The sequence below is a fragment of the Sporomusa sp. KB1 genome (assembly GCF_007830295.1).
GTDB lineage: Bacteria > Bacillota > Negativicutes > Sporomusales > Sporomusaceae > Sporomusa.
Genome location: NZ_VLKC01000002.1, coordinates 437445 through 459756, shown reverse-complemented (window position 1 = coordinate 459756; position 22312 = coordinate 437445). Strand labels below are relative to the sequence as shown.

The 22312-nt window shown below is 41.5% G+C and carries 18 protein-coding genes; 15 read left to right on the top strand and 3 right to left on the bottom strand.

Annotated features, from left to right (window positions below):
• Positions 1-3: 3 nt before the first annotated feature.
• The 11 genes from SALPA_RS05920 (at position 4) to waaF (ending at position 13321) form a co-directional block, all read left to right on the top strand.
• Positions 4-1272 carry a DUF3084 domain-containing protein gene (locus tag SALPA_RS05920; protein ID WP_145090934.1) on the top strand — a complete coding sequence of 423 codons (1269 nt, stop codon included), beginning with the start codon at positions 4-6 and terminating at the stop codon, positions 1270-1272.
• 403 nt (positions 1273-1675) lie between these two features.
• On the top strand, positions 1676-2842 hold the full coding sequence (locus SALPA_RS05915) for an S-layer homology domain-containing protein (protein ID WP_145090931.1): 1167 nt from the start codon (positions 1676-1678) through the stop codon (positions 2840-2842).
• Between the two features lie 124 nt (positions 2843-2966).
• Positions 2967-3380: a pre-16S rRNA-processing nuclease YqgF gene (locus tag SALPA_RS05910; RefSeq protein WP_145090928.1), complete on the top strand. Its 414-nt coding sequence runs from the start codon at positions 2967-2969 to the stop codon at positions 3378-3380.
• A gap of 258 nt (positions 3381-3638) precedes the next feature.
• A complete protein-coding gene (locus SALPA_RS05905; protein WP_145090925.1) occupies positions 3639-4922 on the top strand; it encodes an S-layer homology domain-containing protein in 1284 nt (427 codons plus the stop codon).
• Positions 4923-5366: 444 nt separating this feature from the next.
• Positions 5367-6599 carry an S-layer homology domain-containing protein gene (locus SALPA_RS05900; protein ID WP_145090922.1) on the top strand — a complete coding sequence of 411 codons (1233 nt, stop codon included), beginning with the start codon at positions 5367-5369 and terminating at the stop codon, positions 6597-6599.
• Between the two features lie 221 nt (positions 6600-6820).
• Positions 6821-8092 (top strand): S-layer homology domain-containing protein, encoded by a 1272-nt coding sequence (locus SALPA_RS05895; RefSeq protein WP_145090919.1) that lies wholly within the window; start codon positions 6821-6823, stop codon positions 8090-8092.
• A gap of 193 nt (positions 8093-8285) precedes the next feature.
• Positions 8286-9215 carry a hypothetical protein gene (locus SALPA_RS05890; protein WP_255450880.1) on the top strand — a complete coding sequence of 310 codons (930 nt, stop codon included), beginning with the start codon at positions 8286-8288 and terminating at the stop codon, positions 9213-9215.
• A 152-nt stretch (positions 9216-9367) separates the two neighbouring features.
• A complete protein-coding gene (locus tag SALPA_RS05885; RefSeq protein WP_145090916.1) occupies positions 9368-10756 on the top strand; it encodes an LPS-assembly protein LptD in 1389 nt (462 codons plus the stop codon).
• 32 nt (positions 10757-10788) lie between these two features.
• Entirely contained in the window at positions 10789-11787 is a 999-nt protein-coding gene (locus SALPA_RS05880; RefSeq protein WP_145090913.1) for a bifunctional heptose 7-phosphate kinase/heptose 1-phosphate adenyltransferase, read from the top strand.
• The gene (rfaE2, locus tag SALPA_RS05875) at positions 11784-12254 is read left to right on the top strand and encodes a D-glycero-beta-D-manno-heptose 1-phosphate adenylyltransferase (protein WP_145090910.1); all 471 of its coding nucleotides are present in this window, start codon (positions 11784-11786) and stop codon (positions 12252-12254) included. The genes SALPA_RS05880 and rfaE2 overlap by 4 nt, the downstream gene beginning before the upstream one ends.
• A 38-nt stretch (positions 12255-12292) precedes the next feature.
• On the top strand, positions 12293-13321 hold the full coding sequence (waaF, locus tag SALPA_RS05870) for a lipopolysaccharide heptosyltransferase II (RefSeq protein ID WP_145090908.1): 1029 nt from the start codon (positions 12293-12295) through the stop codon (positions 13319-13321).
• Positions 13322-13450: 129 nt separating this feature from the next.
• On the opposite strand, the gene SALPA_RS05865 is transcribed toward waaF, so the two are convergent.
• Together SALPA_RS05865 and SALPA_RS05860 are read right to left on the bottom strand one after the other, a co-directional pair.
• Positions 13451-14629 (bottom strand): glycosyltransferase family 4 protein, encoded by a 1179-nt coding sequence (locus SALPA_RS05865; protein ID WP_145090904.1) that lies wholly within the window; start codon positions 14627-14629, stop codon positions 13451-13453.
• Positions 14630-14651: 22 nt separating this feature from the next.
• Positions 14652-15614: a glycosyltransferase family 2 protein gene (locus SALPA_RS05860; RefSeq protein WP_186450933.1), complete on the bottom strand. Its 963-nt coding sequence runs from the start codon at positions 15612-15614 to the stop codon at positions 14652-14654.
• Positions 15615-15939: 325 nt separating this feature from the next.
• Here SALPA_RS05860 and SALPA_RS05855 point away from each other — a divergent pair, with 325 nt between their 5' ends.
• Together SALPA_RS05855 and SALPA_RS05850 are read left to right on the top strand one after the other, a co-directional pair.
• Positions 15940-16941 (top strand): glycosyltransferase family 9 protein, encoded by a 1002-nt coding sequence (locus SALPA_RS05855; RefSeq protein WP_186450932.1) that lies wholly within the window; start codon positions 15940-15942, stop codon positions 16939-16941.
• A gap of 31 nt (positions 16942-16972) precedes the next feature.
• The gene (locus SALPA_RS05850) at positions 16973-18058 is read left to right on the top strand and encodes a glycosyltransferase family 4 protein (protein WP_186450931.1); all 1086 of its coding nucleotides are present in this window, start codon (positions 16973-16975) and stop codon (positions 18056-18058) included.
• 73 nt (positions 18059-18131) lie between these two features.
• On the opposite strand, the gene SALPA_RS05845 is transcribed toward SALPA_RS05850, so the two are convergent.
• Entirely contained in the window at positions 18132-19016 is an 885-nt protein-coding gene (locus SALPA_RS05845) for a glycosyltransferase (protein ID WP_145090890.1), read from the bottom strand.
• A gap of 842 nt (positions 19017-19858) precedes the next feature.
• On the opposite strand from SALPA_RS05845, the gene SALPA_RS05840 reads away from it, so the two are divergent.
• Both SALPA_RS05840 and SALPA_RS05835 read left to right on the top strand, forming a co-directional pair.
• Entirely contained in the window at positions 19859-20692 is an 834-nt protein-coding gene (locus SALPA_RS05840; RefSeq protein ID WP_222427886.1) for a hypothetical protein, read from the top strand.
• Positions 20693-20770: 78 nt separating this feature from the next.
• On the top strand, positions 20771-21664 hold the full coding sequence (locus SALPA_RS05835) for a hypothetical protein (RefSeq protein ID WP_145090884.1): 894 nt from the start codon (positions 20771-20773) through the stop codon (positions 21662-21664).
• The last annotated feature ends 648 nt before the right edge of the window (positions 21665-22312 follow it).

The following is a 22312-nucleotide window of genomic DNA, read 5'->3' as shown; positions in this document are numbered from 1 at the left end:
ACCATGTACGGGTTGGCGATAATCACCATTATTGCTATCATGGGTGGAGCCATTGCCTATATTGGCGACAAACTGGGCACCAAGGTGGGCAAGAAAAAACTGAGTATGTTTGGCCTCAGACCAAAACATACATCGATCATTGTCACTATTGTTACCGGTATCCTGATTTCTGCCACAACCCTTGGCATTATGACCGCCGTGTCGTGGGATGTGCGCACAGCTCTCTTCGGTATGGAAGAACTCAAAGCCGAACTCCTAGACCTAACTACAGAAGTTACCTCAAAAACAACCGAACTGGAAGCCAGCCGTGCGGCTCTGGACGCAAAAAATGCTGAATATGCCGCCATCAGTGCCAAAGTAAAACAAACAACAGAGCAACTTGCCCAAATCATGGACGAACTCACAAAAGTAACCGCTGAACGTGATCGAACAACAGCTGCCTTAACTACATTGCAGGCAGACTATGCCTTGGCACAAAGTGATTTAGTTAGCTATCAGGATAACATCAAAAATCTCCAGGCCATTAAAGACGAACTGGATCAACGGGTTGCCGGGCTTAATAGCCAAATCGGTGAATTAAACACCGCCAAGACCACGCTGCAAACAGACGTTGACCGCCTTAATGAATTGACCTCCAATCTGAAACAAGGCTTGCAGATTGTCAGGCAGGGTACTGTAGTATTCCGGGCTGGTGAAATACTTTCAACTGCCATTGTGCATGGCGGCCAGTCACAGGAAGATACGACTAAGGAGCTGGGCGGTGTAATCTATGATACCAATCAGCATATCCTTGATAAGCTAAATGTAACCGATAAAAAACTAGAAATACTATGGATTGCCACTTCGGAGTTCAACCAAGCAGCCAAACTGATCGCCGCAACCAATCAAGAAGTCATTGTCCGTATTTCGACTGTCGGTAACACCATCTACGGTGAACCAGTCATCGGTCAGCTTGAGCTGTTTCCCAACTATCTTGTTTATAGCCAGGGAGAAGCTATCTACAGCGAAACTGTTACGATCACCAACGATGATTCGGCAGAAGAGACGATTATATCTTTCTTGCAAAAAGTAAACACAGCCGCCGTAGCTAAAGGCATTCTTTCTGACCCCATCCAGGGTACAGTTGGCAGCATGAGCGGTTCACAGCTATTTAACACCGTCAGCAAGGTTAAGCGCCAGTCTGGAAACATAGAACTCACTGCTGTTGCCAAAAATGACACCTATACCGCAGGCCCGCTACAAATAGAAATAAGAATTAAAAACGTGTGGTAATCCTTCGGCATTAACAAAATATACTAGTTAAGAATCCTGTTTATTAAGCAGGATTCTTTCTTTTTTGTGCGAATATATACAAGCATAAAGATTGATTATGTAAAGTTCATAATCGGTCCAGATACAATCTGCAGTTCCTGCAAAGTGTTGCAAATAAAGGTGTTTACCAAAACATACCTTACGTAAATAAGCAGGAAACATTACAGATGTGTCGAAGTTATGTTAATATAAAACCTGCAGAATGCGGCAGGTGCGTATCGAAAATAAACCCTGCAGAGAGGAAGGACAGATTGAGGAAACGTGGATACTCATTTGAACCCCTCCCCCTTGAACGGGTGAATCTTCCGGTATGCCGGTGGCAACACCCGCACAAATAAGAATATTTCAAGGGGGATTATTTAAAATGAACAAAAGGTTTCTTAAAGTAGCTGTAACTACTGCTCTTACCGTAGCTTTCGCTGTTCCAGCTTTCGCTAACCCATTCACCGATGTACCTGCAAAACATTGGGCTTATGACGCAGTAAACAAATTAGCACAAGCTGGTGTGGTATCTGGTTACGGCGATGGCACCTTCAAAGGCGACAAAACCGTTTCCCGTTACGAAATGGCTTCCGTGGTTGCTACTGCAATGCAAAAGAACCTCAACGGCGATCAAAAAGCAGCTGTTGACAAACTGTCCCAAGAATTTGCTGCTGAGCTTATCAGCATGGGCATCAAAGTTAACAATCTTGACAATAAAGTGGACAATATGGTTAAAATCTCTGGTGACGCACGTGTCCGTTATGGTAATGGCGACAGCTTTGATAACACAGATTTCCGTGCCCGTGTAAGCTTTGACGGTAAAATCAACGACAATCTGAAATTCAATGCTCGTTTGACTAGTGGCAACATGGGATATAAAGGCGACTTCAGTGGTTCAGACTTCAATACCACTAACACCATTAAGCTTGACACTGCTAATGTAACTTTCAATGCACTTGGCCTGACTAATACAATTGGCCGTCAAGATCTGGTACTGGGTAACGGTTTCCTGCATGACTCCGCTATCACTGGTATCGCTTCCCAAGCTGGCAACCTGAAAATGTTTGCCGGTAACCTGAAAGACACCAACAGAATCTATGGTGCTGAATATGGTATGAAACTTGGCGCGGCTAACATTGCTGCCGACTATGTAAATTACGATATTGACAATAATAGTGTAGATGTTTATGGCGCTAACGTAGGCATTAAACTGACTAACAGCGTAACTGCTCTTGGTGAATTCTACAATGTTGACGACGGCACAACTGATGGCAACGCTGTTGCTTATGGTCTGAAATTCAACAAACTTGGCTTAACAGCTCTGTATCGTGACGTAGAAGACGGCGCAAACTCTCCTTACTCCAACATCCAAAATGATATCCAGAACCTTAAAAACGAAAACGGTTATAAAGGTCTTGAAGTAAGATATGACCGCGAAATTGCTAAAAACACCACTTTGAACCTCAAATACCAAGACTTTGAAAAACAAGATGGTACTAAAATCGATGGCGGCGCTCGTACCCAAGCTGCTATCAACGTAAAATTCTAATAAAGTATTCTGCAACAAAAAGGACGCCTGCGGGCGTCCTTTTTGTATTTGGCCTATAAATGTGATAATATAAAAAGGAAACTTTTGCAAAGTGTATGCATATAGTTAAGGAGAGGCGGATAAAGTGGCACAAAACATAGTTATAGCTATTGACCCAGGCCGGGAGAAATGTGGTATTGCCGTAGTACATAAAGAGCAAGGCGTTATTTACAAAACCATTGCTGCGACAGCTGACCTGCCTGGAGTTGTGACTATCCTCGCCACAACTCATAATGTATTTACTGCCGTCATCGGTGATCGCACTACCTCCCATACCGCGCAAGCGACCTTAACAGGGATCAAAGTCAACGGACAAGAAATCACCGTCATTCCGGTCAATGAGCACCGTTCTACCGATGAGGCTCGCAAGCGCTACTGGGTAGAGCATCCCCCTAAGGGTATCAAACGCTTGCTGCCAACCACCATGCAAGTTCCCCCAGGGCCGGTAGACGATTATGTTGCTGTAATTCTGGCTGAACGCTATTTTGTAGGACGATAACCATTTTTGGAAATTTTTAAAAAAGATAAGCAGGAATAGGTATAATGTGGTATAATAAATATTTATTTAATATTACAAATATTTATTATTACAAATATAGGGAAAATATAAATATTTTCGATCTTTACGCTTGTAAACCCAAGCGCATAGATAAGAGCACAAGCTAAAGGAAGAGGATTTGAGGAAACATGGCCACTCAGATAGTCTCTTCTTAGGTAACTGCTCAAAATTTAAAAAACCTAAGGGGGAAACAACACAATGAAAAGACAAACCGCTATGGCTCTTGCAGCAGTATTTGCAATGAGCGTAGCAGGAACTGCGCTGGCCGCTCCTGCTAATCCTTTCGTCGACGTACCGGCAAAACACTGGGCGTATGATTCCATCAACAAACTTGCACAAGCCGGTGTAATCTCCGGCTACGGCGACGGCACTTACCAAGGTGACAAAACCCTTACCCGTTATGAAGTTGCTACTATCGTAGCCAAAGCAATGGCTAACAGCGACAAAGCCGACGCTGCATCCCAAAAAGAAATTGATGCCCTGAAAGCCGAATTCGGCGCAGAGCTCAACAACCTCGGCGTTCGCGTTGACAACCTGGAGAAAAATTCTTCCAAAGTAAAGTTCACTGGCGAAGTTCGGGTGCGTTATGATAACCAAGATGAAACAGATTTTGGTTTTCTAGACCGCACTAGAGAATGGACTCGTTTTCGGTTAAACATGGAAGCTCCGATAGACAAAAATGTTACATTCCATGGTCGTTATGAAACAGAAACAAACTGGGGCAGCGGCAGCGACTCTGAATCCAAGCTGACTCACGCCTATATTGATGGCAAAATTGGCGAGGTAGGCTACAGCTTTGGTCGTCAACCTGTCTGGTTGGGCCAAGGTCTGATTGCCGATATTGATAGTAATAATGATGGCTTATTTTTAAGCGGTGGCAACAAAGTAAAAGTTGCTGTAGGTGCCTTTAAAAGAGAGGACTCGACATATTATGGCGGTACCTATGATATGAATTTTGTTGCGGCCAATATTGATGCTCAGCTAAATAAAAACCTCAACATGACTGCATCCTATCTTGCTGACAAAGATGATGATTTGTATAAAACTACGTCAGTTGGCTTAAAGTACACTGGAATTAAAAACTTCACTGTAACCGGTGAGTATGGCGAGAATGATTCTGATTTTGCTAATGTTTTTAACGGCGATAAAGCAAAAGCCTGGATGGGTCAGCTTAAATATCGTGGTGCCCAAAGTGATAAAGTAGGCTCCATGGGCGTATGGGTAGGTTACAGAAGTGCTGAAAGTGGTTTTGATCCTGGCCAATTGACCACTCTTGAATCTGGTAGAATTGATGATGATTTTACTTATGGCATTCTTGACAATGTTAAAGGTGCTGAGTTTGGGGTTGAGTATACTTTGTTTAAAAACGGTGTACTGACAGTTCAGTATAATGATTTGGACCTTAAAGATAATCCGTTTGGTCTTCCTGGTTTTAACAAAAATAAGAAAAGTTTCTTCACTCACTTAACTTACACTTTCTAATAAACATAGCATAAAGAAAAACCGCTAACTTAAGTTAGCGGTTTCTATTTTATGCGTAAGAGAATAGAGGTCGTCCCAAAAGCTTTTTATGGTTTGGGCGACCTCTATTTTGCCGTAATCCTGGCTGAGCGCTATTTTGCAGCATAAAAAGTAAGCATACCATACCTTTGGATAAATAAAAATATTGTTTATGTTAACATTTTCTTAACTTGCAGCAGGAAATATATCTCACGACGTAGAATATACTGCATAGTAAGGAATATACTTCAAGGTAAAGAGAAAATCCCATAAAAGTTAACTACCTGGTCTTTACGTCTGCCAAAAGGCAGGCGCTTAGATAAGAGCACAAGCTAGAGAAGAGGATTTGAGGAAACATGGCCACTCAGATAGTCTCTTCTTAGGTAACTGCTCAAAAATTAAAAAACCTAAGGGGGAAAAAACACAATGAAAAGACAAACCGCTATGGCTCTTGCAGCAGTATTTGCAATGAGCGTAGCAGGCACAGCACTAGCTGCTCCTGCTAATCCTTTCGTCGACGTACCGGCAAAACACTGGGCGTATGACTCGATCAACAAACTTGCGCAAGCTGGCGTAATCTCCGGCTACGGCGACGGCACCTACCAAGGTAACAAAACCCTTACCCGTTATGAAGTTGCTACTATCGTAGCCAAAGCTATGGCTAACAGCGACAAAGCTGACGCCGCAACCCAAAAAGAAATTGATGCTCTGAAAGCCGAATTCGGCGCAGAACTCAACAACCTCGGCGTTCGGGTTGATAACCTGGAGAAAAATGCTTCTAAAGTAAAATTCACTGGCGAAATTCGTTCACGGTATGAGTATGCCGAAGACGTTGATAATGCATTATTAACTCGTCTCCGTTTGAAAATGGAAGCTAAAATTGATGATAATGTAACCTTTAAAGGCCGTATTGCCAACGAATCAGAATGGGGTAGCTCTAATGGTACGGCAAAAGTAGATCAAGCCTATATTACTGGGAAAGTCGCTGGTTTAGAGTATAGCTTTGGTCGCCAGCCTATCTGGCTAGGTCAAGGTTTAATTGCTGATATTACCGGTAATAATGATGGTATCCTAATAACCGGTGGTAATGACGTGAAGGTTACTGCTGGTGCATTCAAAAGAGAGGATTACAACTTCTATGCTGGCAACATTAGCGCTAAGCTGAATGATAAGCTTAGCGTAACAGCTTCCTATCTAAAAGATAAAGATTCTGAATTCTATAAAACAACTTCTGGTGGGTTAAGTTACACTGGCTTGAAGAACTTCACAATTAGTGGAGAGTATGGCCAAAACGATTCAGATGGAGCTAATTCAGATAATATGGGCGATGCAGCTAAAGGCTGGATGAGTAAAATAGCTTATAAAGGTGCTGATTCCGCACAACCTAAGTCCTTTGGCATATGGGTCGGCTATAGAAATGCTGATGCTGGTTTCGACCCAGGTGTATTTACTACTTTAGATTCCGGTGATACCGCTGCTGCTGCGGATATGACTGCTCATGCATATGGTATTGCTGACAATGTTAAAGGTTTGGAATATGGAATTAACTATACTGTATTCAAAAATGGTGTATTGACAATTCAATACAATGATTTAGAAACAAAAGACACCAAAATTGATAAGAAAAACATGATTGCCCAATTAGAATATTTCTTCTAATCTAACCTATAAAAGCCGCTAACTTTGGTTAGCGGCTTTTAATTTCAAAAATGGAAAAATATTATTTCCCTTAGCAGGAATATAATACATAATGTAGAATATATACCCTATGAGCAAGCTACAGAGAGAAAAATGTAAGGAAACATGGACACTTACAAGTCTTTCTCCTTAGTAGGGCAGCTCAAAATAAAATTTCCAAAATCTAAGGAGGCCAAAACACAATGAAAAGACAAACTGCTATGGCTCTTGCAGCAGTATTTGCAATGAGCGTTGCTGGCACCGCGCTGGCAGCACCTGCTAACCCCTTCGTCGACGTACCGGCAAAACACTGGGCATATGACTCCATCAACAAACTTGCGCAAGCTGGCGTAATCTCCGGCTACGGCGACGGCACCTACAAAGGTGACAGAACCCTTACCCGTTATGAAGTTGCTACTATCGTAGCCAAAGCTATGGCTAACAGCGACAAAGCCGACGCTGCAACCAAAAGAGAGATTGAAGCCCTGAAAGCTGAATTCGGCACAGAACTCAACAACCTCGGCGTTCGCGTTGACAACCTGGAGAAAAATTCTTCCAAAGTAAAATTCACTGGTGAAATTCGTGAGCGTTATGAGTGGAACGATGAAGTAGCTAAAGATGGCGATAGAACTGGCGAGAAAACTCGTGTCCGTATTTCCATGACGGCACCAATTGATGAAAATGTAACCTTCAAAGGACGTTTCCACAGTGAAAGTGCATGGGGCAGTTCAACTGACTCGGAAGCCAAAATTGACCAGGCATATATTACTGGTGCTATAAATGGTTTAGGATATAGCTTTGGTCGTCAGCCGATAGTTCTTGGACAAAAATTACTTTCCAATAACACCCAATACAATGATGGTTTGTCATTAAGTGCTGGTAAAAATATTAAAGTTACTGCATATGCTTTCAAAAATGAAGGAAAATTTGGCAAAAAAGTAAGCGGCGAAGCTGTAAATGAAAATCTTAACTTTGCTGCCGGTAATATTGATTTCAAAGTAAATAAAAATCTCAACATTACCGCTTCTTATCTTGCCGATCAGGATGAAATATATTATAAGAGCGTTGCTGCTGGTTTGAAATATACTGGCTGGAAAGATTTCACAGTTACCGGTGAGTATGGCGAAAACGATTCTTACACGGCTAATAGTAGTAATGGCGATACATCCAAAGCTTGGGCAAGCAGAATTAAGTATAAAGGTGCAATCGCTAGCAAGGTTCATTCCTACGGTTTGTATGTTAGCTACAGAAAAGCTGAAGCTGGCTTTGACCCGAGAAACTGGAATGACTTCACTGATAATACTAGTTGGAATGGCATCAAGGAAATGGACGATATTAAAGGTGTAGATTACGGTTTTGAATATGCCTTATTCAAAAACGGCATTATGCGGATCCAATACAATGATATGGAAGATGAAAAAACTGGCAATACCAATAAGAATAATATGTTTGCTGAGCTTATCTACACATTCTAATATCAACAATCGTAAAAACCCGCTAACTTTGTTAGCGGGTTTTTTGTTGACTCACTCCTCCGCTCATGTGGGGAACCAGAAAGACGAGGATATATGGTAACTCTGATATCATATTATCGTGCTCCCAAGGCAGGATATTTTCTTTGCCATGACGAATTATTACAAATACGTAATTCATCAAGGAGGGGTCTTCATGGTTAATAAGAAAATTACAGCGCTATTTGTTACACTTATGCTCATGATTTCGGCAATTGCCGTTCCTGTTTCGGCACAAACAGCTGGCGAGCCTACGGTTGTCGGCAAATTGGCGATAATCGAGAAAGCTATTTACGGCACTACGCAAACAGGCGCATTAACAGATAGGATAAACAAAGTAGAAGAAGAAGTCTATGGCAGTAAAACGCAGGAAGCGTTGCTGCCACGGGTGGATAATTTGTATGTGCATGTTCTTGAAACAACCGAACATGCACCATCAGTACTTACCAAACTTAATGCTGTTGAGTGGACACTGACACATCGGGTAAGTGATAATCCGATAAAAGTGCGGGTAGAGAAGCTTGAGACAATAATGAATGGCAGCCCGGCAACGGGATCTGTGGATTCGCGTCTGGGTAAACTTCTCAAACTTGCCTACACAGATGGCCAGTTTGAAGTTATTGCTACGAAAGTGCCCAAAGACACGCTTGTTAAAATAAAAACCCTCTCCACACTAAACAGCAAACAAAGCAAGGTTGGCGATACTGTGGCTTTAGGTATCGCTGAAGACGTAACCATTGACGGCGTATTGGTATTCCCCCAAGGCGCCAGTGGGATTGGTAAAATTCTAAAAGTTCAATCAGCAAAAAACTTTGGCCGGGATGCCAAGTTGGACATAAGCTTTGACAACATTCGTGCCACAGATGGCAGTACAGTTGCTACCATATTGGGCGAAAAGGCCAAAGCCGAAACCAAGTCGCTGGCCAAAGCGGCAGGTGCCAGTGTAGCCGGCATGATTATCCTTGGCCCAGTTGGCATTATTGGCGGAGCTTTTATTAATGGCAAAGAGGCTAACATACCTATTGGCAGTCAACTATACATACAGACCCAAGAAGATGCTGAAGTATATGGAATTAGAGTTAAATAACCGGTAAATAACTGCGAAAAAAGCCGCTTTATGCGGCTTTTCTACATATTACCGAAAAAACTATGAAGGAATGGTGCAGCAGGTGTAGAATTAACTTTAGATAACCAAGAATCTTGCTTGAATATTTACTAAATAGGAGAATAGTATGTGCTATGCCTAATAATAATAAACTTATCTTAGGGCTATTGGCGTTTGCCATAGTATTTGGGGGAACAGTTCCTAGTCAGGCTAAAGACACAAAAGCCACTAATGAGATTGCTGCCCCCCAAGTGCCTATCGTAATTGAAGCTAATGACCTTTCTTTCAGCGATGAAACAGGTGACATCCTTGCTAAAGGCAATGTAGTTATCACTAACGTTGGCCAGCGCCTGGAAGCAGAACAAATTGACGGCAACGCCAAAATAAGCGAAATACGGATTAAAGAAAAATCCCGGTTTTTTCAAAAAGATCTTACACTAGATGGTACAGGAACAGTATATAACTATAAACTTAAAACAGGCAGTATGAAACAGGCAAAAGGTCAACTTGAGGATAAATATATCGCTGGCGAAACCATTAGTATGTCTCCCAGTCAGCTTACAATCAATAATGGTACGGCTACGGCCTGTCCAGCCAAAGTTCCGGACTATCATATTAGTGCTGATAAAATCGAAATTTGGCCTGGCGATAAAATGATTGCTTATAATGCTAAAGTTTGGATTGGCAAGATGGTGATCTTTACTCTTCCTAAATATGAACAGTCCTTGAAACCGAATGCCGGGAACAGAGGCGTGTTTCCTCGATTAGGTTACGATAATGATGACGGTGCGTTCATAAAACAGCATCTTGAATACCCTCTTAACAACATGGTATCAGCCTATGCGAACCTTGACTATTACTCACGATCCAATTTTAAGCCAAGCTATGGTCTGATTCATCGCGACAAAAACTATACCTTTAGTATTGACCAAGGTCATTTTACCGATGATGATAACAATTGGATAAAGAAAGAACCAGAATTTAAATTTTCCTACAAGCCCCAGCGGTTAGGTAACCTGCCGATAAACTATACCTTTTCTGCTGCTTATGGAAAATGGAGTGATTCAGACAAAACAAGCTGGCACCAGGAGTATAGTCTTTATTTGCAGCATGAACCGATTAAATTTGGCAGCAGTACCAAGCTAAATTTAGGAACTGGGGTTCAGCATGTAAAAGAAAGTTATGATGATTCCACACGAAATATTTGGAAATTTGATGCGACCCTTGATAAGCAATGGTCTGAGCGCTTCAGTACTTCAGTTGGATATCATTATGCTCAAAATAATAATACGCTGTTTGAGTATGATAAAACAGATTTGAGTCGTGAACTAAAATCTGGCTTTATCTATAAAATCGACAAAATGAATGCTATTGGCATTAGTCACAGCTATGATCTGGATAACCATGAAGTTCACGATGTTGACTATAGCTGGTATCGCAATCTGCATTGCTGGGAAGCGAAAATAACGTACCGCGCTGAACGCGATCAACTTCGAGTGGATGTTAATACTATCAAATGGTAATTCTTTTAACTCTGAAAGGAGCCATTCCACATATGTCTCGGAATCTAGTGCATTATATCGATAAACTCCAGAATCAAAAAATAATGATTATCGGGGATATGGTTGCCGATGTTTACCTTGAAGGTAAGATAGCCCGCATATCCCGTGAAGCACCTGTTCTTATCCTTGAACACTCCCATGAAATCGTAGTGCCAGGTGGCGCGGCTAATGCTGTCCATAATGCTGCCGCCCTAGGCGGACAGGTGTATGCTGTTGGCGTGGTTGGTCAAGATAATGCAGGCGAGCAGCTTACCAACAGCCTGCATGACAAAAAGGTTAATACAGATGGACTTTTTATTGATGCCTCGCGGCCAACAATTACCAAAACCCGTATTATGGCTGGAGGCCAGGCTACTGTTCGTCAGCAGATCGTGCGGATCGACCGTGAAAGTAAAGAATCGCTTGGCACTGCTATTGAACAAAAGATGCTTACTTATATTGAAGCAACACTTCAAGACATGTCGGCTGTAATCATTAGCGACTATGGCAGTATGACAATTTCACCCGCCATTAGGGAACAGGTGATTAGCGTCTGTAACCGGGTGGGCATTCCATCGATTGTCGACTCACGCTATAATATTATGGCATATGAAGGTATTCGGCTTGTCAAACAAAATGAATCAGAAGCAGCGGCTGCTATCGGTTTAAAAGTGCTTGATGGCAGTCAGTTGCAGCAAGCCGCCGAACTCATGCTGGCACGACTAAAGGCAGAGGTAATTTTAATTACCCAGGGGCCGGACGGGATGACACTATTCAATCGCAATGGCACCCATACTCATATTCCAGTAACCAATATGAGCGAGGTTTACGATGTGACAGGTGCTGGTGATACAGTTGTGGCCACTATGATGCTGGCATTGGCTGCTGGCGCGAATTATGTAGAGGCTGCCTGCCTGGCTAACTTTGCTGCAGGCATTGTTGTGCGTAAGCCTGGTACAGCCACTACTACGCCGCAAGAGCTCAAAGTCGCGATTGGAGAGTATTACGGATGAAAATTGTGGATCAGACAACTAGCGGTATCATCAGTAAAACATTACAGGCAGCGGGGAAAACTGTTGTATTTACCAATGGCTGTTTTGATATATTACATGCCGGTCATGTTCGCTATCTGGCAGGTGCCCGGCAACTAGGCGACTGTCTAATTGTTGGTTTGAACAGTGACAGTTCGGTAAGGCAGCTCAAAGGACCAAACCGCCCGGTTAATTGCCAGGAGGACAGAGCCGAAGTACTTGCCGGTCTTGCAGCAGTCGATTATGTGGTTGTTTTTGATGAAACTACAGCAGAAAACCTGGTTGCTGTAGTTCAACCTGATGTTTATGCAAAAGGCGGTGACTATACCATCGAAACACTGCCTGAAAGTAAAATAGTAGCCGCCCATGGTGGTCGTATTGTATTGGTACCTGAGGTACCGGGGCGGTCATCCAGTAATATTATTAAAAAAATCAGCCGTGAAGTATGAAAGGCGAGGTCGCCACACTCCGTCAGGAGGTGCCCTATTTGAGTTATACCAATATCCTTATTGTCAAACTAAGCGCCATTGGTGACGTAATTCATGCGCTGCCTGTAGCGCCAGCCCTGAAAAAATGCTTTCCGCAAGCCCGAATAACCTGGGTTGTGGAAAAACCGGCCTACGATTTGTTAACTAACAACCCCAATATAGATGAAATTATTATTTTTGATAAAGCAAAATTCAAAACCTTGACCGGTCTGCTGTGCAATGTGCCCGGCTTCATTAGTGAACTGCGCAAGCGCCGTTTTGACCTGGCCCTCGATCTGCAAGGTCTTTTCAAAAGTGCGGCTATTGCCTATCTGAGCGGCGCGCCCAAGCGTCTTGTATACTGCAACGCCCGGGAATATAGCAATAAAGTCAGCAAGCAGGTGTACGGACCCAATCGGGAAGGGCATGTTGTTGACCGGTATCTTGATGTTGTCCGGGCGTTGGGCTGTGATACAGGTAGTCTCCAGTATTGTATCAATATCACTTCCGCTGAAGAAGAAATGGCGGCAGCAAAACTCAAACTGGCCGGAATGGATATAGCAAGTAAATATGTTGTTCTGATACCGGGGACAAACTGGCCGAACAAGTGCTGGCCTTTGCCGCATTTTGCCCAATTGGCCAATAAACTGTACGAAGCCAATCTTATTCCAGTGATTACTGGCAGTCCGAATGAGCAGCATTTAGTTCAAAAGATACTGGAGCAGACCAATATCCCGCCTGTTGATATTAGTGCAAAAACATCGCTAAAAGAATTGGCATATATATTACAAAATGCCAGTGCCGTCGTAGCCGGCGACACTGGCCCCATGCATTTAGCCGTCGCCATGGAGACCCCAGTGGTCGCCTTATTTGGCCCAACCGACCCTAAACGTAACGGGCCCCATGGAAAAGGGCATATTATATTGCGACCCGGACATTCTTGCCAGAATTGTTGGAAGCGGCAGTGTCCTGATGGCAAAGACTGTTTAGCAGATATACAAGTCGGCCAGGTGTTTGATGCAGTTATGCGCTTAGTCAACCACCCCTAGGTTGCTCTGGTGTATTTGGGGAACTGCGACTAAGAAATAGAACCAACCTTGTGATTTAACAAGGCTGGTTCTATTTCTTAGGTTCCTGGAGCATTGTTTCTGCTTCAGCCCGGGCATTTAACATCAGATCTATCGATTAATAGTAACCGGTTTTTTCCCATCAAGCAGGTTATGATAGAGTTGAAGCAATTGCTTTCCAATAATAGCAATATCATGGTTAGCTTTGACAGTCTCATAAGCCTTTTGGCCGAACGTCTCCATTTGTTCCGACTTCGACATCATCAGCTTCACCGCTTCGACTAAACCTGCTGGATCACCGCTTGGAAACAGTAATCCGTTTTTTTCGGAAATAATAAGATCGCTGCAGCCACCAATATCAGATGCCACACAGGCGCAACCACAAGCCATGGCTTCCAGCAATGCGTTAGGTAATCCTTCTTGTCGGGACGGAAAAATAAACAGGTCACTGGCTTGAAGATATGGCGCAGTATCCAGGACTTCGCCTTTATAGAAAATAGAATCTTTGCCCAATTCCTGTTGCAATTGTTCAAGAGCATGCACAGCCTCAGGTGAACCTTTTCCCACCAGCATGAGAACTGTCGAAGGACAGGCGAGATGAATGTTTCTCCAGGCTTCAAGCATGATGTCATAGCCTTTGCGCTCGATCAAGCGGCTGGCAAAAAGCATCACTTTTTTATCTGGCGGTAATCCCAATTTATACTTCAATTGCTGCTGTTCTTCAGCTGTTACCGGGTGGAAGCGCTCTGTGTTCACTCCATTAGGCAAAGCAACAATTCTATCTGGAGCAATATCCTGGGATTTCAGTTCGTCAACAATCTCCGTACTAATCGCCAAATAAGCAGAAGTTAGGCGAGAAACTCCATTAACCAGTTTGCGGCAAGGATTCCAGCCTTTCGGCAACAGTTTATCCAGTGCCATTGGGCTTGTTGTCTGGCCGGCAATGGTAATTTTAAGTATTGTAGGGATAGCAAGTAGCCGACAGAGCAAAATAACAGGGGTGCTGAAGAGATGCTGTCCATGAATGTGGACAACATCAAATTCATGGCGGTGTTGAAAAAGCAGCAAGGCGGCCCTAATCGATCGCAGTCCTGTTGGAAATACCCGGTATATGATTGTTCGGTTGACAATCTCTTTATATTGACTCTGTGAAGATCGCTTTTTAGTAATGACCGTGAGCTTGCAGCCCAAGCTTTTCAGTAGCTGAATCTGTGTATGAGCCTGCAGTTCCGCCCCGCTCTGAAATGTATTTTCGCCGTGGTAACTGGACATTATCATACAAACATGCATAAATTTCCTCCATATATCTTCTTTACAAAAATCCTACTAATCGCCAAATTGCGTTATTTCTTGATCTAACCGCCCAATACTTAACTCTTTGGAGTAAATTAATTTTAGACCTATCAAGTTGGGATAAGATGAATGCGTTTTCTTGGTCATCCATTAATGTCAATGCTTCGCGTTGATAGCCGTGCTTAATCATTCGCCATAGTAACTTATACAAATTGGAAGCATTTTTCGCATTTAGCTCGTAGATGAGTTGCTGTTTGTCGTAATGGGGATTATCTTGTGCTAGAATAAACTCAGCAGCCCGCCGAAAAGCATGTATACCATGAATATGCTTCTCCCAGTTCCACTTGGCTCTTACCGCCGACCCAGAACGAATTCGATAAATCATTAGCTCTTTGGGTACGGCTTGGACATTAGCGCGAGACACCAGTTTTTTAATAAATTCTTGATCCTGAGCAACTAAACATCCTTCAGTAAATGATAAATTCATCTGGGCAATAAAGCTTCTATCTACTAGGATGGCGCCGATATGAATATGAGTTGTTTTGTTGATAACATCCATTAAGATATGCCCATTTGAATACGGATAGCTAAATCCTCGTTTTAGACCGCTAGTATATAAATGGGAATACCCGCAATAAACCATATCCACGTTGGATTTTTCCTTGGCAGCTATCAATTCATCCAAGAAAGTGGGTTCCCACATGTCATCCCCATCAAGAAAAGCAATATATACTCCGGATGCCTTACTTAGCCCAGTATTGCGTGCTTTTGATACACCACCATTTTCCTGGTTAACTAATCGAATGCGGGAATCATCCCGCATTAATTCTTCCACTACTACCTCGGTATTGTCCTTTGATTCGTCGTTTACTACTATCAGTTCCCAGTGAGGGTAAGTTTGCTGCTGCACAGAACGAATGCAATCCCCAATTTCTGGAGCCACATTATATGCAGGAACGATGATTGATACAAGTTTGTCCAAGCTAGTGTCATCTCCCAATAGTTAATAATTCAAGCGCTATTGACTGCGGAGCAACACCAGTCAAGTAAGCACTAAGCTTAATTTAATATAAATTCACAAATTCAACAAGAAAATTTAAATTCCTGCTATTGTTCTGGAAGCCGCGGAACGGTTTTGAGCAGTGGTTTTGGCATCAAAACATGACAGTTGCAAGAGAGAAGTTACTGCAATATAATATACATTAGCTATTATTGCCTTTCTTTGTAAAATAAAGTATTGTTTTTTATAAAATCTATGCAGCAAAAGTATGAGTCTTAGCTATGCTGAGAAATGGAGGAATAGTTTAATGAAAGATAGTATAGAGAATATTCTAATGATCCGGAGAGGCGCCATAGGGGATATTATTTTTACTCTTCCCGCCTATTATATGCTTAAGGCCAATTTTCCAAATAGCAAAATTAGTTTTTTAGTTAAGGATCGATATTCACATGTCTTAGGAGGATTTCCCGATCTTGATAAGGTTCTGGTTATCAGCAATAAAGTGCTTTCTTCTAAAAACATACTAGAGATAGGGAAAATGAGTACAGAGCTATTTCATACCATTCGAGATAATAACTATCAATTAGCGGTTGATTTTGTCGGACATGGGGAACATGCTTTTTTACTATGGTTAAGTAGGATAAAACATCGCTGGGGATCAATTAAATCAAGAAAGCCAGTACGGCAGTGGTTTTATACTAATACTTTTATAAGGCGGTTACCAGATGTTCATCTTATTGATCAGCATCTTAAACTGCTTGAACAAGGCGGGTTAACGCCTTTTCCAGTTAAAAATCAATACATTGTACCGAAAGATAACTTAGAGAAAGCTAAAACACTGTTTAACCAATGGGGCCTTTCCCTGCAAAAACCTACGATATTCATGCAACCTTTTACGGGTGATGGCGTTAATGGTAAGATTTGGCCAATAGAGCGGTATGTGATCCTTGCTGAATACTGGAAAAGCCAGGGGCTTCAGATCGTGTTTGGCGGAGGCCCGGCAGAACGGGAGAAACTAAATGATGTGGCAACCCAATTCCCTGTCGCGGCAGGGCAGTCTGATTTTCTTACATCTGTGGGGTTAACGACGCTGTCTTCAATCGTGGTAGGTGGAGATACTGGGTTAATGCATGCCGCGCTAGCTGCGGGAAAGCGCACAGTTATGCTTGTTGGTCCTACCAATTACCTGAGAATTGGTCCCTATAGACATCCGGAATGGGCTGTAAGACCGCAAAAAGGAAATTTGATAGAAGATATCAGCGTTGAACAAGTAGTAGAAGCGACGAAAATAGCGATAAGTGAGACTTAGCATGTTCTTGCCATGGACAGGGGGAATAATTATGGAACAAAGTAACTCCATAAAGGTGTTACAGATCAACTCCATGAAGAATTGGGCCGGTGGTGAAGTACATGTATGTCTGTTGTGCAAAGAACTAATAGACATAGGAGAAAGCATAGTTCTGACATGCCGGCCGGGAAGTGCCATCGACCAAAATGCCAGAGAAGCAAATATTCCGGTCTTTAACTTACCACTTGCAACAGTCATTGATTTTAGGAGCGCTTGGATACTGGCAAAGTTTTGCAAAGAAAACTCTGTAGACATTATTCATGCTCATACGGGGCGAGACTATTGGCTGGCAATTTGGACAAAATTCTTTAACCCGAAACTGAAGATAGTCATAACCAGACATATACGCGCCCCCTTAAAAAACAGTGGGCTGCGCCGTTGGGCATATAAAAAAGTAAATAAAGTAATAGCTGTGTCTCAGACAGTTAAAAATGCAATAACGATTTTTCCGTCCGAAAAAATAGCAGTGGTTTACAATGGAATAGATGTAGAAAAATACTCGGCCGCGCAGCCGGGAACATTACGGAAGGAATTGGGTATTTCTCCACAAACTAAAATTGTAGGTATGGTTGGTCGTGTTAATCCGAGTAAGGGGCAGGAAACATTTATCCAAAGCATCCCGGAGATATTGTGCAAGCTTCCAGACACGGTATTTGTTGTCATTGGTGGCGGTAGTGATGAATATATTTCGGAATTGAAAAGGATTAACGGTGCTGTAAACTTTCTGGGAGTACGCAATGATATTCTCGGAATAATGAGGGATCTGGATGTTTTTGTGTTAGCATCATGGAATGAGCCGTTTGGTTTAGTGACAGTTGAAGCCATGGCCGCAGGTACCCCTGTTGTGGCAACCAACACAGGAGGGACAGCAGAAATTATTATCGATGGCGAAAGCGGTATTCTTATTCCTCCCAAAGATCCAGCAAAGTTGGCGCAAGCCATAATACGGGTACTGACCGACAGTGAGTTAGCCGGTAAACTAAAAACAAGCGGAATGAACAGGGCAAAAAAGTTTACTATGAGAGATATGGCGATAAATACTCGGAAGGTTTATTATGATACACTGAATAGCAACTAGCGCTAATGCAATTGATTGCTTAATGCGGTTTTTCTTGCCCAAAGACAATTGCTGACTAGTGGAGTGCAGCCTACTATGGCTTAAAATACAGTTCTATCAAGGTCTTATAGTTTAATGAATAGATTTCATTAGCCATTTTGAGGCTATCCGTAAAGTATTCGGTTTTTTTGTTCTTATGCTCAAAACTCATTTCAGTAGCCTGATGTTCTTTGTGAAAGATATAGGTTGTATGAACAAATTTCTTTACTAAACCCACTTTACCAGTCAGTATGGTAAGAATAGCCTCTTCATAGAAGAGAAAGGTACCCGGAAAAAGCCAAGGGTAATACTTAAAGTAATCTGTGGTAAGGAGAAAACAGGATCCATGTAATACTAAATTTGCCGAGGTGATACTTTTAAAGGCCAAATTATTGCGCGCAATTTTACCGTTTTTTTTCTTTTTCTTCCTAAAGATATTTGGCCTTAGCCTTTTTAGGCTTTGATACAAACAGCTTTGCTTAAGCCTTATACGCCAATAATACAAATGCTGTTGTAGGTTACCTCTGACCATTACCCTTGCCGGGTTTTGTTCAGGTCCGTCAGCGGCTAAGATCCGTGGACCCAATACACCTACTCCCGGCTCATAGGCTCCCATTAGAGTAGTTATCATGTTGGGATCTTTGAAGATGGTATCATTATTCACAAGCAATACGAAGCTACACCCCAGAATATCTCTGGCATAGCGGATGCCTAAATTATTGCCTCTGGCAAAACCTGCGTTTTTATCATTCGCTAATAAATGGATTTCATCATTATTCCTGAACATTTCTTCCAGCTTTGCTTTAGAATCATTGGTCGACCCATTGTCCACGATAATTATTTCTTTTAGCGGGTACTGATCGATGGCGATACTCTCGATGCACTCAATGGTGTCTTTATAGTTTAGGTAATTTAATACTATAATTGCAACTTTATCCATATGTTTCTCCTTGTATTATTTGCGCATTAAATCAATTTGCTATTTGGCCACCATAAACCTTTTTTCGAGTATACGATCTCAAAGATTATTCTTTCGATTAGGACTCAGACAAGGGGACAAGTCTCTTGTTTCGGAAAGACGGAGTTACTGTATACTATAAAAGGACTTTTGAGTGAAAACGCCGTATTCCTGTACTCTAAGGGGTAACGGTTTTATTTATATCCTGATGTGGCCGTAATGAATCTATTTTACAGAGAAACCACTTTGAGAATAACTTGAATGTATAAAGTGTTTATTCTCGCTGTTTCCTGGCGAATTCGCTTCCATGTTCGTACCGAGCTCAGAAAGTAATATTCGATTGGTGGAAGCGATGCAGGCAAAAACGAAAGTTTTATGGATATCAATACCACAGCACACAGCAAATAGGATAAACGATTTTAAGGGACATACGAAATTCCTTTTTATACAAAATTACAGGGAACAAAGGCATTGACTGGAAGCCTAAGCGAAAACGAGAAAGGTTTTACCTTCTCCCCGTGATTGGTCGTATACCGTTATTCCTGTAAGCTAGAGTATAGAAAAAATAAGGCGTTCTGGCACGAATTTTCATAACATTTTGTGCCTTGAACGCAGCGAAAGGCGTGAATATAACGATGAAAATTCTATTCCATTCTAATCAATTGTCACTACGGGGCACTGAAGTTGCATTATATGATTATGCTCATTTTAATGAACTATACTTAAACAACGAGTCTGTTGTGGCAACAAGGCGGGATGGACATCATCATCCCTTGGCCGTCGAAAAGTTTGCCAAACGTTTTAAGGTAATCTATTACGATACATTGGCAGAATTGCAGCAGTATGCAGACACTGAAAAAATAGATATTTTTTACGCAATTAAATCAGGCAAAAATGACGGCATAGTGCTAAACGGGGTAAAAAACTGCATTCATGCGGTATTTAAACACCATGATTTTCATGGTGATGTGTACGCCTATGTCTCTGAGTGGCTCAGTAATGAGATGACGGGGGGAAAGAGCCCCTATGTCCCACATATGATACTGCTTCCTGAAGAGGATGGAGATTTACGGTCTCAATTGGGAATACCCAGCAGTGCAATTGTTTTCGGCCGCTACGGTGGCCGAGAAACCTTTGATCTTCCTTTTGTTAAACGGGTAATTTATAAAGTAGCCGAAAAACGAAAAGATATATTTTTTTTATTTATGAATACGGAAAATTTTTTAGAAGATAAAAGTTTCTTTCGTAAAAAATGGATCAATAAGATTGTAAGTCCGGTGATGTTTTCTAAGAATAAAATCAATAATATTATTTTTTTAGAAGGGACAGCCGATCCTATATATAAAAGAAAGTTTATTCAAACCTGTGATGCGATGCTTCATGCCAGACGGCAGGGAGAAAGCTTTGGTATTACCTGCGGTGAGTTTTCCATCTGTAATAAGCCGGTTATTACCTGCGACGCACCTTACATACGGGAACGTAGTCATATTGAAATATTAGGGAATAAAGGGATTCATTATTTCAATTATCAAACTTTAACAAATATACTGCTTAGATTCAAAAAAGGAGATTCAGGAAAAAGTTGGGATGCTTATTCGGAACGGTTTAATCCCAGAGCGGTTATGGAAAAGTTTAAAGATGTATTTATAGGTCATTAAGGGACTATTCGGATAACGCAGACGGAAAGAGAAGAATAAAACTTTTACCACAAAAAAGAAGTAGTGAGGGTGATTTCCATGAAAGTTTATGACTGCTTTACCTTTTTTAATGAGTTTGAATTATTAGAACTACGATTAAATTTGTTGAACAATATGGTAGATTATTTTGTACTGGTGGAAGCAAATAAAACTCATAAGAACAGCAATAAAGAGTTTTATTTTGAAAAAAATAAAGACAGATTTGCAGATTATCTTAATAAAATAATTCATATAAAAGTTGACGATATGCCGGATTACAATCCTGGTAATGAGTGGATACTAGAAAATTATCAGCGAAACTGTATCGCCAGAGGCTTGCAAAATATTGATTCTGAAGATATCGTCTTTATATCAGATGTGGACGAAATTCCCAACCCCAATGTTCTAGAAGAATTAAATAGTAATAAAAGTCATGTAGTTTTCAAGACACGAAACAGATCACAGTTGGATTTAATACAGGTAATCCAATTTCTTCCACAAAGTATCCTGAAAAATCACGGCCTGAGCTTATTGGATAGAACGCCTCTTGCTTTGGAACAAACATTATTTTACTATTTTGTTAACTGCCGCTCTAAAGGCCGCTGGAACGGGACTGTGATAACTAAGGGTAAAAATCTTTCCACTCCGCAAAAAATGAGAAATAGAAGGGATAAATTCCCTCGAATAAAGAACGGAGGTTGGCATTTCTCTTATTTAGGTGGAATTGATAAAATTTTGCTAAAATTAAATTCAATTGTCGAATCGAAAGCGAATGCTTATTCGGCGGAATACATAGAAAACTGTATAACTAACGGATTGGATATTTATGGACGTAAAGGTAATGAACATGAATATGAATTTATAGATATGGATGAAATGTCCCCCAAACAGGTGAAAGCTTTAGCTCAAAAATATACTTTCTTATATTTCGATTACCCAAAAGACGAAGGCTAATCTCCATTTTTGACTATGGGTGTGAAGGCAGACAAAGGAACAGGGACTTTTCTTGCTAGAAGGAAGACAATATTTTTGTGCTGTTGTGCCAAGGCAAGCACGAAAGAATGAAACCCTTGAAATGTCAGCAAAGTTGTTTCTTAAATCAGATACAGGTCCAATCTGTGCCATGTTAGCCACTCCTTAGGTTATTTTAGCGTAATTTTATCGTAATTATGCTAAAACTTCAATAAGTAAAACACCAGACAAAGGGGCTTATTTGAGGATGCTGAGGATTGTGACAAATTTATTAATACAACTCAGCAAAGTAAAGGCTGACGCATATAGACGCTAGCCTTTGCTTTTGCTTTTTAGCCTTATCCTTAGAAGGAAGGTGATTTAGTGTTACTTGTATGATCAATCCACCACGGTTTCCCATTAATATGGAGCACAAGAATGGTTGATGGAAAAGAGTATACTTTCGGATAGTATTGTCCAAGGCTAATTCGTTGTATTATTATAGACGACTGGATATTGCCAAAACTAAATACTTTTTTTACAATTGAGGGATTTCATGGTACAATATATGCTGTTAAAGTCCTATTGATGGGACTTTTATACTATGTCGCCGAGATGAGATGAGATTTACATTGAATTTGTTGTTAAATA

Bases quoted from the DNA above. Each gene is read 5' to 3' on its own strand.
- SALPA_RS05920 (WP_145090934.1), top strand. From the start codon at position 4: ATGTACGGGTTGGCGATAATCACCATTATTGCTATCATGGGTGGAGCC.
- SALPA_RS05915 (WP_145090931.1), top strand. From the start codon at position 1,676: ATGAACAAAAGGTTTCTTAAAGTAGCTGTAACTACTGCTCTTACCGTA.
- SALPA_RS05905 (WP_145090925.1), top strand. From the start codon at position 3,639: ATGAAAAGACAAACCGCTATGGCTCTTGCAGCAGTATTTGCAATGAGC.
- SALPA_RS05900 (WP_145090922.1), top strand. From the start codon at position 5,367: ATGAAAAGACAAACCGCTATGGCTCTTGCAGCAGTATTTGCAATGAGC.
- SALPA_RS05895 (WP_145090919.1), top strand. From the start codon at position 6,821: ATGAAAAGACAAACTGCTATGGCTCTTGCAGCAGTATTTGCAATGAGC.
- SALPA_RS05890 (WP_255450880.1), top strand. From the start codon at position 8,286: ATGGTTAATAAGAAAATTACAGCGCTATTTGTTACACTTATGCTCATG.
- SALPA_RS05885 (WP_145090916.1), top strand. From the start codon at position 9,368: ATGCCTAATAATAATAAACTTATCTTAGGGCTATTGGCGTTTGCCATA.
- SALPA_RS05880 (WP_145090913.1), top strand. From the start codon at position 10,789: ATGTCTCGGAATCTAGTGCATTATATCGATAAACTCCAGAATCAAAAA.
- rfaE2 (WP_145090910.1), top strand. From the start codon at position 11,784: ATGAAAATTGTGGATCAGACAACTAGCGGTATCATCAGTAAAACATTA.
- SALPA_RS05865 (WP_145090904.1), bottom strand. From the start codon at position 14,629: ATGCATGTTTGTATGATAATGTCCAGTTACCACGGCGAAAATACATTT.
- SALPA_RS05855 (WP_186450932.1), top strand. From the start codon at position 15,940: ATGAAAGATAGTATAGAGAATATTCTAATGATCCGGAGAGGCGCCATA.
- SALPA_RS05850 (WP_186450931.1), top strand. From the start codon at position 16,973: ATGGAACAAAGTAACTCCATAAAGGTGTTACAGATCAACTCCATGAAG.
- SALPA_RS05845 (WP_145090890.1), bottom strand. From the start codon at position 19,016: ATGGATAAAGTTGCAATTATAGTATTAAATTACCTAAACTATAAAGAC.
- SALPA_RS05835 (WP_145090884.1), top strand. From the start codon at position 20,771: ATGAAAGTTTATGACTGCTTTACCTTTTTTAATGAGTTTGAATTATTA.